Source organism: Streptomyces sp. NPDC006997, assembly GCF_040635175.1.
Lineage (GTDB): Bacteria > Actinomycetota > Actinomycetes > Streptomycetales > Streptomycetaceae > Streptomyces.
The window spans coordinates 119,858-133,530 of the sequence record NZ_JBEYHH010000004.1 but is presented as its reverse complement, the minus strand read 5'-3'; the positions used below and the strand labels follow the sequence as shown (position 1 = coordinate 133,530).

Here is a 13,673-nt window from a genome sequence, read left to right as displayed (position 1 = left end):
GGGCGGCATGGGTGGAAATCCGTCTAGGCTGAGCGGCTGAACCTCACCTCCTAGGAGAACCAGCCGATGTCAGACAGCTCCCCCCTGCCGCCGGTGCGGTTGTCCTCCGAAGCGGAGCTGGCGCGTGCCGCGCTGTCCACGCCGTTGCTGTCCCGTGCGGCCCGGCTCGCCCGTTGGGCCGGGCCCGGGACCCGGGTGGACGCCGGGGGCGGGCTGGCGGAGGAGCAACTGCCCGCAGCGGCCGAGGCTCTCGGGCTGACCGGCGACGACGCCGCCGCGCACGCGAGCGAGGCGTGGCGGGTCGCCGTGGACACCGGGCTGGTGGAGATCGCCGACGAGGAGGAGGGCACCGTGACGGCGGGCGCCGACCTCGCGGTGCTCACCGGCGGTTCACCGCAGGACGTGCTCGGCGTGTGGCTGGCCGCCCTGGAGACGGTCCTCGCCGACGCGAGCGTGCCCGACCTGGACCCGCTGCTGGAGGCGATGGACGAGGGGGGCCGGATCGACCTCTCCGAGCTGGGCTGGGACCCCGAGGAGGAGACGGCCTTCCTCGACGCGGTGCTCGGCAGCCTGTACCTGCTCAGCGTCACCGAGGACGGCCCCGGTGACGTGCCCGTGCCACTGCCCGCGCTGGCCGCGTCCGTGATCGTGCCCGGTGACATGGCCGAGCCCACCAACGACGTCCTGGAGCAGGTGTCCGAGGCGATGATGCGGCTGGACGACCAGTTCCGGGTGCTGGAGCCGGTGGGGCTGGTGGAGTACCAGCCGGTCGACGAGGCCCTGATGGCCGACGCCGCCGATGCCGGGGAGGAGTCCGCCGCGCCACTCGACGACACCGACGTCTCCCGCTACGGCATGGTCCGGCTCACCCCGCTCGGGCGCTACGGGCTGCGCGCCCGGCTGCTGGAGTCCGGTGCCGACGCGCCCGCGGTCGGGGACCTCGCCGACAAGGGCGCGGACGCGCTGCTCGACGGGACCGCCGCGTTCGGGCCGCGCGCGGCGCAGGCGGAGACCGAGCAGTGGCTCGCCCGCCGCCAGCCCCTCGCCGCCGCCCGTGAGCTGCTGGCCGCCGCCCGGGGCTCCGACGCCGGGGCACCGCTGCGCAGGCTGCGCTGCCAGCAGGCGCTGTCGCTGGTCGGCCCGGAGGCCGAGCCCGCGCTGCGGGAGGTCCTCGACGACCCCGAACTCGGCGGACTCGCCCGGGTGTGGCTGACCGAGCACGGCCTGCCGGACGTGCCCGTGCCGTCCCAGGACATGATCTTCTGGCTCACCGTCGACACCCTCGCCGCCCAGCTCGCCGCCGAGGGCAACTCCGAGGAACTCCGCGCCCTCGTCCAGGGCCTCGCCCAGCAGCACAGCGGCTTCTTCACGGCGGCCTGGCGCGTCGACCACCCGGCCACCGCCGACGTCCTGGAGGCCATGGGCCGACTCCACCCGGACAAGAAGGTCGCCAAGGAGGCCCGCAAAGCGGCGTTCAAGGCACGCTCGCAGCAGGGGAACTGACGCTGACGCACGATCGCCGGTCCCGTGAGGGTCCGCGGTGGTGGGGGCTGCTACGGCTTGGTGAATGCCGGATGCCTGCCCCCACCGACCCACGGGCGGTACGTCTCACAGGGCCTGGGACGCGGGTTTCACCATGTTGCGGACCGTGCGGGCCTTGACGAAGTCGCCGATGGCCGTCATCTCCCACTCGCCGGAGAACTGGCGGATCAGCTTCGCCATCATCACGCCGGTCTGCGCCTCGGCGCTGGTGAGGTCGAAGCGGACCAGTTCCTCGCCGGTCGTGGCGTCCAGGAGGCGGCAGTACGCCTTGGCGACCTCGGTGAACTTCTGGCCGGAGAAGGAGTTCACGGTGAAGACCAGGCCGGTGACCTCCTGGGGGAGACGGCCGAGGTCGACGGTGATGACCTCGTCGTCGCCGCCGCCCTCGCCGGTGAGGTTGTCACCGGAGTGCTTGATCGCGCCGCCGACGATGCTCAGCTTGCCGAAGTAGCAGCTGTCGACGTGGTTGCGCTGGGGGCCGTAGGCGATGACCGAGGCGTCCAGGTCGATGTCCTTGCCGCGGTAGGCGGGCTCCCAGCCGAGCCCCATCTGGACCCGGGAGAGCAGCGGGCGCCCGCCCTTCATGAGGGACACGGTCTGGTTCTTCTGGAGGCTGACCCGGCCCTTGTCGAGGTTGATCTTCCCGGTGCCGGGAGCGGGGGCGGCGGGGGCCGGGGGCGTGGCGGGCATCGGCGGGGTCACCGCGGCGGCCGGGGCCGGTGCCGCGACCGGCGTGGGCGCCGGGGCCGGGGCCGGTTCCTCCACCGTGACGCCGAAGTCGGTGGCGATGCCCGCCAGGCCGTTGGCGTAGCCCTGGCCGACCGCGCGGGCCTTCCACTGGCCGTTGCGCAGGTAGATCTCGACGACCACCAGGGCCGTCTCACTGCCGAGCTGCGGGGGCGTGAAGGTCGCCAGGACGCTGTTGTCCGCGGCGTTGCGCAGGGTGGCGGTGGGTTCGACGCCCTGGAAGGTCTGGCCCGCGGCGTCCGGGCTGGCGGTGACGACGATCCGCTCGATGCCCGGGGGGACGGCGCCGGTGTCGACGGTGATCGCGTCGGGCGCGGAGCCGCCGCCCGACCGGTAGGTCACGCCGGGTCCGCTCGGCTGGTTGTAGAAGATGAAGTCGTCGTCCGAGCGGACCTTGCCGTCGGCGGTGAGCAGGAGGCCCGAGACGTCGAGCCGCACCGGTGCGCTGACGTCCACCGTCACGCGGGGGGCGGGGAGCGGGATGTTCGAGCCGGGGGTCATAGCGGTCATGCCGGGTGAACGAGCGAGAGGCTCTTACCGTTCCCTTACCTGGACCGTACGGCGGGAACGCTGCCCCCACCGTACGGGTCCGGGCGGCGTCGCGGGTTACGGCACCACCACGATCTTCCGGCCGACCCCCGCCTTGAACTGGTCCAGGGCTTCCGGGTAGCGGTCCAGGGGGACGCGGTCGCTGATGAAGACGGAGGGGTCCAGCACGCCGCCCGCGAAGAGCTCCGCCGCGCGTTCGAAGCTGTGCAGGACGGCCATGGAGCCGGTGATGGTGATCTCCTGGTTGTAGATGCGGTACGGGTCGATCGTGACGCGGGTCGCGTAGTCGGCGACGCCGAACTGGAGGAAGGTGCCCGCCTTCGCCACCCGGTCCAGGCCGTCCTGGATCGCCGCCGCGTTGCCGGTCGCGTCGATGACCAGGTCCCAGCCCTGCGGGCGGTCCAGTTCGTCGGGGTTGGCGGCGGAGGCCGTCACGCCCAGGTGGCGGGCGGTCTCCAGGCGGGACGGGTTGACGTCCACGATGTCGACGCTGGCCGCGCCGGTGCGCTTGGCCAGCTCCAGCATCATCAGGCCCATCGTGCCCGAGCCGTAGATCAGGACGTGGGCGCCCATCCGGGACCGGAGGACGTCGTAGCCGCGGACCGCGCAGGAGAGGGGCTCGACCAGGGCGGCGTCCTCGGTGTTGACGTGGTCGGGGAGCCTCACGCAGTTCGCGACCGGGGCGACCGCGTACTGGGCGGCGCCGCCCGCCGTCGTCACGCCGATCGCGGCCCAGCGCTCGCACATGTTGTTGTGGCCGTTGCGGCAGTAGCGGCACTCGTAGCAGTAGAGCGAGGGGTCCACGGCGACCCGGTCGCCGACCGACACCTCCGTCACCCGGGTGCCGACGCCGACCACCTCGCCCGCGAACTCGTGGCCCGGCACGATCGGCAGCTTCGGCGCGAACTCGCCCTGCAGGATGTGCAGGTCGGTGCCGCACAGGCCGCACGCGGCGACCTCGACGACGACCTCGCGCGGGCCCGGCGTCGGGTCCGGGACGTCGGCGACGACGGCGCGGCCCACGGACTCGATGACGGCGGCCTTCATTTGACGGCTCCCAACGACAGGCCCTGGACCAGTTTGTCCTGGGCGGCGAACCCCGCGGCGAGCACCGGCAGGGAGATGACGAGCGAGGCGGCGCACACCTTCGCCAGGAACAGGCCCTGGCTGGTGATGAAGCCGGTGAGGAAGACGGGGGCCGTCTCGGCCACCACGCCGGTGAGCACCCGGGCGAAGAGGAGTTCGTTCCAGGAGAAGATGAAGCAGATCAGGGCGGTGGCCGCGATGCCGGGGAGGGCGATGGGGGCGACGACGCGGCCGAGGACCGTCGGCAGTCTCGCGCCGTCGATCTGGGCCGCCTCGATGATCGCCACCGGGACCTCGGAGAGGAACGACTGCATCATCCAGACCGCGATCGGCAGGTTCATCGCCGTGTAGAGGATGACCAGCGCCCAGACGTTGTCGAGCAGGCCGGTGTTCTTCGCGAAGAGGTAGATCGGCAGCAGGCCCGCCACCAGCGGCAGCATCTTGGTGGAGAGGAAGAAGAACAGCACGTCCGTCCAGCGTTTCACCGGGCGGATGGAGAGGGCGTAGGCGGCGGGCAGCGCCAGCAGCAGGGTCAGCAGGGTCGAGACCACCGACGCCATCGTGGAGTTGACCAGCGCGGGCCAGGGGCTGGCGCCGCCGTCCACGCCGAAGAACTCGCGGTAGCTGTCCAGGGTGAGCGAGGCGGCGAGCGACGGCGGGTTGGTCGCCGCGTCCGGTTCGGAGTGGAAGGACGTCAGGACCATCCAGAGGAGGGGGGCGACGAACAGCAGTCCGGCCAGCCAGGCGGTGACCCCGAGCGCTGCGCCCTTGAGCCGGCGGTTTCGGGGACGGGCCGGGGGCGCGGTCACGGTCGTGGTGGCCATCAGCGGGACACCTCCTCACGGAACAGCGACGACACCACGCGCAGCGCGAGGGTCGCCAGGATGATCGAGCCGATGACGACGACCACACCGGCCGCCGAGGCGAGGCCGTTCTCGTGCGCCTGGTAGAAGGTCTGGTAGATCGTGTAGGGCAGGTTGGCGGTGCCGAGGCCGCCGGAGGTGATGGTGAACACCGCGTCGAAGTTCTGCACGATGTAGATCGAACCCAGCAGGATGCCGAGTTCCAGGTACCGGCGCAGGTGCGGCAGCGTGATGTGCACGAAGACCTGCCAGTCGCCCGCGCCGTCCATCCGGGCCGCCTCGACCAGCTGCGGGTCCCGGCTCTGCAGCCCGGCGAGCAGGATCAGCATCATGAACGGCGTCCACTGCCAGACCAGCGACGCCTCCACCGCCATCAGCGGCATCTCGGAGATCCAGTCCGGCTGCGCGGCCCCGTCGCCGCCGATCCAGTGCAGTACGCCGTTGAACAGGCCGTACTCCGGGTTGAACAGCACGTGCTTCCACAGCAGCGCCGCCGCGACCGGCACCAGCAGGAACGGTGCGATGAGCATGGTCCGCACGGCCGCCCGGCCGCGGAAGCGGCGGTCGAGGAGGAGGGCGAGGAGCAGTCCGAGCAGCAGGCTGACCAGGACGACCGTCGCGGTGAGGACGATCGTCGTCCAGACGGACTTGCGCAGCTCGGGGGTGCTCAGGACCTCCGAGTAGTTGGACAGGCCCGCGAACGCCCGGTCGTCGGGGTAGAGCGCGTTCCAGTCGAAGAAGGAGATCACCAGGGTGGCGACGAAGGGCAGCTGCGTCACGACGACCATGAAGACCAGCGCGGGCAGCAGGGGTGCCCGGGTGGCCCAGGCGCGCATCCGGTTCGGCCGCCGGGCCGCCGGCCGCGTGGGGGCGGCGGCGACCCGGGTGGGGGGAGTCGTGACGGTCATGATCCCTCGTACTTCTTGCCGACGGACTCGGCGAGGGACTGCGCCTTCTCCAGGGCGCTGTCCACGGACTGGCGTCCGGCGATGGCCGAGCTGATCTCCTGGGAGACCTTGGTGCCCAGGTCGGTGAACTCGGGGATGCCGACGAACTGGATGCCGGGCGCCGGGCGGGGCTGTACGCCCGGGTCCTCCGGCTTGGCGCTGGCGATGGCGTCACGGGTGACGTCGGCGAAGGCGCCCGCCTCCGCGCGGTACTGCGGGATGTCGTACGTGGAGGCGCGCTTGCCCGCGGGGACGTTGGACCAGCCGACCTTCTCGCCGACGAGCTTCTCGTACTCCTTGCCGGAGGCCCAGGAGATGAACTTCCAGGCGTTCTCGGCGTTGCCGGACGCCTTCTGGACGCCCCAGGCCCAGGTGTAGAGCCAGCCGGAGCTGTCGGTCTTCTCCACCGGCGCGGGGACGTAGCCGATCTTGCCCTTCACCGGGGAGTCCGCGGCCTCCAGGGAACCGGCGCCCGCGGTGGCGTCGTACCACATGGCGGTCTTGCCCTGGGTCATGTTGTTCAGGCACTCGGCGTAGCCCGCCTGCGGAGCGCCGGACTCGCCGTGCTCGCGGACCAGGTCGACATAGAACCGGGTCGCCTCCTTGAACTCCTTCGAGTCCAGCCGGGCCTGCCAGTTCTCGTCGAACCAGGTGCCGCCGAAGGTGTTGACGACGGTGGTGAGCGGCGCCATCACCTCGCCCCAGCCGGGCAGCCCGCGCAGGCAGATGCCCTTCATGCCCGGCTCCGCGCCGTCCACCTTGGCGGCGATGTCGGCGACCTCCTTCCAGGTGGGCTTCCCGGGCATGGTCAGGCCCGCCTTCTCCAGGACGTCCTTGCGGTACATCAGGAAGGAGGACTCGCCGTAGAAGGGCTCCCCGTAGAGCTTGCCGTCCTCCGCGGTGAGGGCCCGGGTCATCGGCGGCAGGACGTCGGCCTGGTCGAAGGCGGTGTCCTTCTCCACGTAGGAGTCCAGGGCGTGCAGCCAGCCGTTCCTGGCGTAGATCGGGATCTCGTAGTTGCTGAGGGTGGCGACGTCGTACTGGCCCGCCTGGTTGGCGAAGTCCTGGCTGATCTTGTCGCGGACGTCGTTCTCCGGCAGGACGGTGAAGTTCACCTCGATCCCGGTGTCCTTGGTGAAGTGGTCCGCGGTGAGCTTCTGCAACTCCACCATCTGCGGGTTGTTCACCATGAGGACGTTGATGGCGTCGCCGTCTGAGGATCCGGAGCCGCCCGCGCCGGAGCAGGCGGCGAGCGGGGTGATCAGCGTCCCTATGGCGGCCACGGCGAAGAGGGTGCGTGGCGCCCGTCGGCTCTGGGTTCGCATACGGTACTCCTGGACGAATAGGTGCAAAAGGGGTGGGTTGGGGGTGTGCGGTCCTACGGGGAGGGCTCGGGTGCGGGGCGGTGTCAGACGCGGATGACCTGGGGGCCCAGCAGCGAGTAGCGGTGGGCCTCGGCCGCGGGGAGCAGGGTGCTGGTGACGATCGCCTCCAGGGCGCCGATCCCGGCGAACCGGCAGAAGCTGACCGCTCCGAACTTGGTGTGGACGCCCGCGAACACGGTGCGCCGGGCGGACCGGATCGCCTGCGACTTGACCTCGCTGACGGCCGGGTCGGGGGTGGTGAGGCCGTGCTCGCGCGAGATGCCGTTGGCGCCGATGAAGGCGAGGTCGATGACGAACCCGGCGAGCATCCTCGTCGTCCAGTGGTCGACGGTCGCCAGGGTGCCGGAGCGGACCCGGCCGCCGAGCAGCAGTACCGAGACGTTCTCGGCCTCGGCGAGCGAGCCGGCGACCGGCAGGGACGCGGTGACCACGGTCAGCGGACGGTCCCGGGGCAGCGCCTCGGCGACGAGCTGCGGGGTGAAGCCCTCGTCGACGAAGACCGTCTCGGCGTCCCCGAGCAGCTCGGCCGCCGCGGCGGCGATCCGGCGCTTCTCGGGGACGTGGCTGGTGGCGCGGAAGGCGAGCGTCGTCTCGAAACCGGCGCTCTCCACCGGGTAGGCGCCGCCATGGGTGCGGCGCAGCAGGCCGTGGTCCTCCAGGACGCGCAGGTCGCGCCGTACCGTCTCCTTGGCCACGCCCAGGTCGGTGGCGAGTGCGGTGACGTCCACCGCGCCGGTGGCGCGCGCCACGCGCACGATCTCGCGCTGGCGCTCCTCGGCGCTCCTCGCCGCCTTCGCCGTCGTCATCGTCGACTCCCGCTTCCGTGCTCCGCCGTCCTGACCGGAACCCCGGTCGCCGGAGCTGCCCGTTCGGGCCCCGAGGTGGTCATGGGGGAAGTTGTACAGCGGGGATTCGGCGCTGAACAGGTCTGTTGCAGATCCGATGGTGCCCGGTTGTGCCCGTTTGGCGGGGCCGGAGTCCGTCGCGGACCTGCGCGGGTGTGACGGGCGAGGTGGGATCGGGCACGGCGGATGCCCGAATGCGTGAGCGGGCGGGCCCGTTCGGTGCCCGCCCGCCCCTGCGCACGTCCGCTTTCGGCCGCCTCGGCCGAATCCACGACGCCGGTCAGTACGGCCAGATCGGCGGGTCGGTGACGAAGTGGCCGCCGAGGCGGGCGTGCGCCGGGTCGGCCGGGTCCAGCTCGCCCTGCTCGGCGACGAGCTTGCCGGCGTACGGCTCGGAGTCGTCCTGCGGCGCGTAGCCGAGCGCCCGCGCGGAGCCGAGGTCCCACCACAGGCGGGTGTTGGCGGAGGAGCCGTAGACGACGGTGTGGCCGACGTCCTCGGCGGTCAGGGCGGCGTGGAAGAGCCGGGCGCCGTCGGCGGGGCTCATCCACACCGAGAGCATCCGCACGCTGGTCGGCTCCGGGAAGCAGGAGCCGATGCGCACCGAGACGGTCTCCAGGCCGTACTTGTCCCAGTAGAACTGGGCGAGGTCCTCGCCGAAGGACTTGGACAGGCCGTAGAAGGTGTCCGGGCGGTGCGGGGTGTCGACGGGGATGAGCGGGTCGTCGCCCCGGGGGCGGGGCGTGTAGCCCACGGCGTGGTTGGAGGAGGCGAAGACGATCCGGCCGACGCCCTCCTCGCGGGCCGCCTCGTAGAGGTGGAAGGTGCCCTCGATGTTCGCCTTGAGGATCTTCTCGAAGGGGGCTTCCAGGGAGATGCCCGCGAGGTGGATGACCGCGTCGACCCCGCGCACGGCCTCGCGCAGCGCCGCCCGGTCGGCGAGGTCCGCGGTGATCGCGTCCGGCGCGCCCTCGACGGGGCGCACGTCCAGCAGGCGCAGCTCGTAGCCGAACCCGGGGAGCAGGTCCCGCATCAGGGTGCCGAGTCCGCCGGCGGCGCCGGTGAGCAGGACGGTACGGGGAGCGGGCATCCTGGGGTCTCCTCGGTTTCCTCGGATCTGCGGGGCTGGTCAGCCGTATTCATATCCCGGATTCATATGCGTGGACAAGGTGGGGGATGCGGCTCTTGCCTGTCGAGGGTGGCGGAGGGGATGTTCATAAACATAAACTCTGATCAGAGACTTGCACGAGCCACGTGATGTGGTCCACCCGTACCCGTCTTCCAGGGAGAGCCCGTGACGCCTGCCGACCTCGCCGCCCGGCTCAGTATCCCCAGCGGGCCGCTGTTCTTCCCGGTCACCGCCTTCGGCCCGGACGGGGCCGTCGACCTCGACGTCTACCGCGCGCACGTGCGCCGCGGGGTGGAGGCCGGTGCCGCCGCCGTCTTCACCTGCTGCGGCACCGGGGAGTTCCACGCGCTGACGCCGGAGGAGTTCGAGGCGTGCGTACGGGCCGCCGTCGAGGAGAGCGGCGGCCGGGTGCCGGTGCTGGCGGGCGCGGGGTACGGGACCGCGCTCGCCGTGCGGTACGCGCGGCTCGCCGCGGCGGCCGGGGCGGACGGGCTGCTCGCCATGCCGCCGTACCTCGTCGTCGCCGGGCAGGAGGGGCTGCTGCGGCACTACCGCGAGATCGCCGCCGCGACCGCGCTGCCGGTCATCGTCTACCAGCGCGACAACGCCGTCTTCACCCCGGACACGGTCGTCGAACTCGCCCGCACGGACGGGGTCATCGGCCTCAAGGACGGCCTCGGCGACCTCGACCTGGTGCAGCGCGTCGTCAGCGCCGTCCGCACCCGGGCGCCCGGTGGCTTCCTCTACTTCAACGGGCTGCCGACCGCCGAGCAGACCCAGCTCGCCTACCGCGCCGTCGGCGTGCCGCTGTACTCCTCCGCCGTGTTCTGCTTCGCCCCGGAGATCGCCCTCGCCTTCCACCGGGCGCTGGAGACCGGCGACCGCGCCACCGCCGACCGCCTCCTCGACGGCTTCTACGGCCCCTTCGTCGAACTCCGCGCCCGGGGCCGGGGGTACGCCGTCGCCCTGGTCAAGGCGGGCGTACGGTTGCGCGGACTGGACGTCGGCGAGGTACGGCCCCCGCTGCACGAACCCGGCGACGACCACGTCAAGCAGCTCGCCCACCTGATCGAGCGCGGCCACGCGCTGCTGGAGGAGTCGGCCCAGTGAGGACATCGGCGTTCGTCTACCCGTGGGACGTCAACGGGGACCCGGAGGCACCCGCCCGCATCGCCGCGCTCGGCGTGGGCCAGGTGACGCTGGCCGCCGCCTACCACTCCACGCGCGCCCTCACCCCCCGCCACCCGCGCCACCGCGTCGTCACCGCCGAACACGCCGCCGTGCTCTACCCGGTGGCCGAGGGCCGCTGGGCCGGACGCTCCCCGCGCCCCTACCCGGCCGGTGACTGGGCGCCCGGCGACGCCTACGGCGAGGCCGCCACCGCCCTCGCGGAGGCGGGCCTCGAAGTGCACAGCTGGGTGGTCCTCGCGCACAACTCCCGGCTCGGCGCGGAGCACCCGCACACCTCGGTGGTCAACGCCTACGGCGACCGCTACCCGTGGGCGCCGTGCATCGCGCAGCCCGCCACGCGCGCGTACCTCACCGACCTCGCGGTGGAGGCGGCGGTACGGCCCGGGGCGCGCGGCACCGAACTGGAGTCGCTCGGCTGGTACGGCCTGGCGCACCTGCACGCCCACGACAAGACCGGCGGGGTCGGCCTCGGGGACGCCGGGCAGTACCTGATGTCGCTCTGCTTCTGCCCCGACTGCCGCGCGGGGTACGGCGGCCAGGGCCTCGACGCCGACGAACTGGCCGCCGCCGTACGGGAAGCGCTGGAACCGGTGTGGCGGGGGGCGCCCTCGGACGGTGGCTGGGCGGGCGTGGAGAAGCTCCTCGGCGAGCCGAAGGCGACCGCCACGCGCGCGTGGCGCGACGGCACCGCCCGCGGCCTCCAGGAGCAGGTGGTCGCGGCGGTCCGGGCGGCGGCGCCCGGCGGCTTCCAGGTCCTGCTGCACGCCGACCCGGTCTCCTACCACTGCGGCGCCAACGCGGGCGTCGACCCCGCGCACATCCTCTCCGTCGCCGACGGGGTGGTGGTGCCCTGCACCGGCGGGGCCGGCCTGCTCACGCCGTTCGCGGAGCGGGGGCGGGAGGGCGCCGTCCTCGCCGCCAACTTCACCATCGTCTCCTGCATGGGCGGCAGCCCCGGCACCCTGGCGGCGGACGCCCGCCGCGCGCGTGACCTGGGGGCGGGGGAACTGCGGCTGTACCACGCCGGGTTGGCGTCGGACGGGGACCTGGCGGTGGCGGCGGAGGCCCTGCGGGCGCTCTGACGGTGGTGGGGGAGGCGCTGCGGGGCGGTTCTGGCGGTGGTGGGGGAGGCGCTGCGGGGCGGTTCTGGCGGTGGGTCGGGGAGACGTTGCGGGGGCTCTGGCGGTCCTCACGCGCGGCGGAGCCGGGTCACCGACAGCAGCTGGGCCAGGCCCAGGAGCACCAGCAGCGGGCCGTGCGGGAGCGGCTCGACCAGGGCCGCGCCCACGGCCAGCCCGACCACGTTCGGCACGAACACCAGCGTGCTCGCCGTGGCCGCCGCGCGGCCCCGCAGCGCGTCCGGCGTCAGCCGCTGCACGGCGGTGAACGCCGTGATCAGCACGCACGGCAGGCCCGCGCCGACGCCCACGCCGCCCACCAGCGCCGCCAGGTCGGACGGCACCGCGCGCAGCGCCACCGCGACGCCGGTCAGCGCCATCCCGCAGACCGCGAACCGGCGGTCGCCGAGGTGGCGCAGGGCGGCGCCGGAGCCCAGGCCCACCGCGACCGACCCGGCGCCCTGGACGGCGGCGAGCACACCGGCGTACGCGGGCGGGTGGCCGAGGCCGTCGATGACGGCGTACACCAGCGCGCCGTTGATCCCGGCGCAGAGCATCGTCGTCCCGGCCGCGACGACGAGGGGCCGTAGCCGGGGGTGTCCCCACACGTGGCGGACGCCCTCGGCGGTGCGGGCGCGCCAGCTCGACGTCGGGGGCGCGGGCGGGGGTGAGCCGTCGCCGCGCAGGCCGGCGTACAGGACCGCGGCCAGCACGAACGTGCCGGTGTCCAGCAGGACGACGGCGGTGCCGCCGTACGCCGCGTAGACGCCCGCCCCGGCCAGCGGGGCGAGGAGTTTCATGCCCTCGTTCGCGGTCATCCGCAGCCCGTTGAAGTGGCCGAGCAGCGCCGGGTCGAGGGAGGTGGCGACCAGCGCGGACTCGGCGGCGTCCTGGATGACGCCCGCCGTGCCGTAGAGCAACAGCACCACGAGGACCAGCCAGACGTCGGCCGCGGAGTCGACGGTGAGCAGGCTCAGCAGCAGGGCCGCCAGCGACAGGTTCAGTGCGACCAGCAGGGTGACGCGGGGATGGGTGCGCCGCCCGGTCGAGCGAAGCCGGGACCGGGGGAGGTCGGCGAGGGTGCCCAGCAGCGGGCCGCACAGCACCGGCGTCCACATCGCCAGCATCGTCAGCGCGGCCAGGCCGTCGGAGCCGGTGAGGTCCTTCACCCAGACACCCGAGGCCAGCCACAGGGCGGAGGTGCCGAAGCCGGAGACCAGCACCCCGGCGAGGCAACGGCCCGCGGTGCGGTCGCGCAGCACGCGTACGGCCGTCCACGTCGGCCGCGGGGTCTTCGGAGTGTTCGGCGTCGTCATGTCTGGTCATCGTCGGGCTAAGGGGGGCGGGACGGGATCGGGCAGGTGCCCTAGACGGCGGGCCGACGACCGATGAGTTCCGGGTGCCGGACCGGTCTGCCTCCTGATGGACCCCACCGGTGAGGAGCACCCGATGAACGACCCGACCGCGCACGCCCCCGTCGACCTCGGTCCGCAGACCCGCGTCCTGGCCCAGCTCGTGGCCGGGGTCGGCGACGACCGGCTCGCGGACCCGACGCCGTGCCCGCGGTTCGCGGTGCGCCAGCTGCTGGGGCACCTGCTGGGGCTCGCCGTCGCCTTCCGGGACGCCGGGCGCAAGGACCTGGGCGCCACCACCGACAGCGTCCCGGACAGCGCCGTGCCGGACATCGGTCCGGGCTGGCGGGAGGAGCTGCCCAGGGCGCTGGACGAACTCGCCGAGGCGTGGCGCGACCCGGCCGCCCTGACCGGCGAGACCCGCGCGGGCGGCGTGACCCTGCCCGGCCCGGTCGCGCTGGCCGTCGCCGCCGACGAACTGGTCGTCCACGGCTGGGACCTGGCCCGCGCCACCGGCCAGCCCTACGCGCCCGACCCGGCCGCCCTCGACGCCGCCCACGCCTTCGTCCAGGCCGTCGCCGCCGACCCCACCCCGCCCCCCGGCCTCTTCGGCCCCGCGGTCCCCGTGGCGCCGGACGCCCCGCTGCTGGACCGCGTGGTGGGCCTGAGCGGCCGCGACCCGAAGTGGGGGGCGTAGCCACCCACGGACCACGGGCGCACCGGCACACGAGGAGGGTGACCGGGGGGACCGTACCCTCCCGGCCATGACCTCCCACCCTCGACCGGGAGACGGCCGCCGCCCGTGCCGCCGCCGTCTTCCCCGGACCGGTCACCCTCGCTCACGAGGGCCACACCCGGCACGTCTGAGCAGGCAACCATAACTTCCTCTGTCAGAAGCATTGACGAAACACAGGGGCCC

The 13,673-nt window shown here is 73.1% G+C and carries 12 protein-coding genes; 4 read left to right on the top strand and 8 right to left on the bottom strand.

What is annotated here, in order from left to right; all coding sequences use genetic code 11:
* Positions 1–66: 66 nt before the first annotated feature.
* Positions 67–1,503 (top strand): hypothetical protein, encoded by a 1,437-nt coding sequence (locus tag ABZ659_RS05280; protein WP_360213656.1) that lies wholly within the window; start codon positions 67–69, stop codon positions 1,501–1,503.
* A 105-nt stretch (positions 1,504–1,608) separates the two neighbouring features.
* Here the strand turns inward: ABZ659_RS05280 and ABZ659_RS05275 are convergent, their stop codons facing one another.
* From ABZ659_RS05275 to ABZ659_RS05245, 7 genes are all read right to left on the bottom strand, one after another.
* Positions 1,609–2,790: a TerD family protein gene (locus ABZ659_RS05275; RefSeq protein ID WP_360213969.1), complete on the bottom strand. Its 1,182-nt coding sequence runs from the start codon at positions 2,788–2,790 to the stop codon at positions 1,609–1,611.
* Positions 2,791–2,895: 105 nt separating this feature from the next.
* Positions 2,896–3,885 (bottom strand): zinc-dependent alcohol dehydrogenase family protein, encoded by a 990-nt coding sequence (locus ABZ659_RS05270; RefSeq protein ID WP_360213654.1) that lies wholly within the window; start codon positions 3,883–3,885, stop codon positions 2,896–2,898.
* A complete protein-coding gene (locus tag ABZ659_RS05265; RefSeq protein ID WP_360213652.1) occupies positions 3,882–4,748 on the bottom strand; it encodes a carbohydrate ABC transporter permease in 867 nt (288 codons plus the stop codon). The genes ABZ659_RS05270 and ABZ659_RS05265 overlap by 4 nt, the downstream gene beginning before the upstream one ends.
* Positions 4,748–5,695 (bottom strand): sugar ABC transporter permease, encoded by a 948-nt coding sequence (locus ABZ659_RS05260; protein WP_360213650.1) that lies wholly within the window; start codon positions 5,693–5,695, stop codon positions 4,748–4,750. The genes ABZ659_RS05265 and ABZ659_RS05260 overlap by 1 nt, the downstream gene beginning before the upstream one ends.
* A complete protein-coding gene (locus ABZ659_RS05255; protein WP_360213648.1) occupies positions 5,692–7,059 on the bottom strand; it encodes a sugar ABC transporter substrate-binding protein in 1,368 nt (455 codons plus the stop codon). Before ABZ659_RS05255 ends, ABZ659_RS05260 begins: the two co-directional genes overlap by 4 nt.
* A gap of 83 nt (positions 7,060–7,142) precedes the next feature.
* On the bottom strand, positions 7,143–7,925 hold the full coding sequence (locus ABZ659_RS05250) for a DeoR/GlpR family DNA-binding transcription regulator (protein WP_360213646.1): 783 nt from the start codon (positions 7,923–7,925) through the stop codon (positions 7,143–7,145).
* Positions 7,926–8,244: 319 nt separating this feature from the next.
* Positions 8,245–9,054, bottom strand: a complete 810-nt coding sequence (locus ABZ659_RS05245; RefSeq protein WP_360213644.1) for an NAD(P)-dependent oxidoreductase — start codon at positions 9,052–9,054, stop codon at positions 8,245–8,247.
* Between the two features lie 204 nt (positions 9,055–9,258).
* Here ABZ659_RS05245 and ABZ659_RS05240 point away from each other — a divergent pair, with 204 nt between their 5' ends.
* Together ABZ659_RS05240 and ABZ659_RS05235 are read left to right on the top strand one after the other, a co-directional pair.
* Positions 9,259–10,203, top strand: coding sequence for a 5-dehydro-4-deoxyglucarate dehydratase (locus tag ABZ659_RS05240; protein ID WP_360213642.1), 945 nt, complete (start codon positions 9,259–9,261; stop codon positions 10,201–10,203).
* A complete protein-coding gene (locus ABZ659_RS05235; protein WP_360213640.1) occupies positions 10,200–11,366 on the top strand; it encodes a hypothetical protein in 1,167 nt (388 codons plus the stop codon). The genes ABZ659_RS05240 and ABZ659_RS05235 overlap by 4 nt, the downstream gene beginning before the upstream one ends.
* Before the next feature lie 107 nt (positions 11,367–11,473).
* Here the strand turns inward: ABZ659_RS05235 and ABZ659_RS05230 are convergent, their stop codons facing one another.
* The gene (locus ABZ659_RS05230) at positions 11,474–12,718 is read right to left on the bottom strand and encodes an MFS transporter (RefSeq protein ID WP_360213638.1); all 1,245 of its coding nucleotides are present in this window, start codon (positions 12,716–12,718) and stop codon (positions 11,474–11,476) included.
* Between the two features lie 133 nt (positions 12,719–12,851).
* On the opposite strand from ABZ659_RS05230, the gene ABZ659_RS05225 reads away from it, so the two are divergent.
* The gene (locus tag ABZ659_RS05225; protein ID WP_360213636.1) at positions 12,852–13,451 is read left to right on the top strand and encodes a TIGR03086 family metal-binding protein; all 600 of its coding nucleotides are present in this window, start codon (positions 12,852–12,854) and stop codon (positions 13,449–13,451) included.
* Positions 13,452–13,673 lie beyond the last annotated feature (222 nt).

What these genes read in the sequence shown, in the direction of transcription:
- ABZ659_RS05245 (WP_360213644.1), bottom strand. Translation starts at nt 9,054, where the DNA reads ATGCCCGCTCCCCGTACCGTCCTGCTCACCGGCGCCGCCGGCGGACTC.
- ABZ659_RS05250 (WP_360213646.1), bottom strand. Translation starts at nt 7,925, where the DNA reads ATGACGACGGCGAAGGCGGCGAGGAGCGCCGAGGAGCGCCAGCGCGAG.
- ABZ659_RS05230 (WP_360213638.1), bottom strand. Translation starts at nt 12,718, where the DNA reads ATGACGACGCCGAACACTCCGAAGACCCCGCGGCCGACGTGGACGGCC.
- ABZ659_RS05255 (WP_360213648.1), bottom strand. Translation starts at nt 7,059, where the DNA reads ATGCGAACCCAGAGCCGACGGGCGCCACGCACCCTCTTCGCCGTGGCC.
- ABZ659_RS05225 (WP_360213636.1), top strand. Translation starts at nt 12,852, where the DNA reads ATGAACGACCCGACCGCGCACGCCCCCGTCGACCTCGGTCCGCAGACC.
- ABZ659_RS05275 (WP_360213969.1), bottom strand. Translation starts at nt 2,790, where the DNA reads ATGACCCCCGGCTCGAACATCCCGCTCCCCGCCCCCCGCGTGACGGTG.
- ABZ659_RS05270 (WP_360213654.1), bottom strand. Translation starts at nt 3,885, where the DNA reads ATGAAGGCCGCCGTCATCGAGTCCGTGGGCCGCGCCGTCGTCGCCGAC.
- ABZ659_RS05280 (WP_360213656.1), top strand. Translation starts at nt 67, where the DNA reads ATGTCAGACAGCTCCCCCCTGCCGCCGGTGCGGTTGTCCTCCGAAGCG.
- ABZ659_RS05260 (WP_360213650.1), bottom strand. Translation starts at nt 5,695, where the DNA reads ATGACCGTCACGACTCCCCCCACCCGGGTCGCCGCCGCCCCCACGCGG.
- ABZ659_RS05265 (WP_360213652.1), bottom strand. Translation starts at nt 4,748, where the DNA reads ATGGCCACCACGACCGTGACCGCGCCCCCGGCCCGTCCCCGAAACCGC.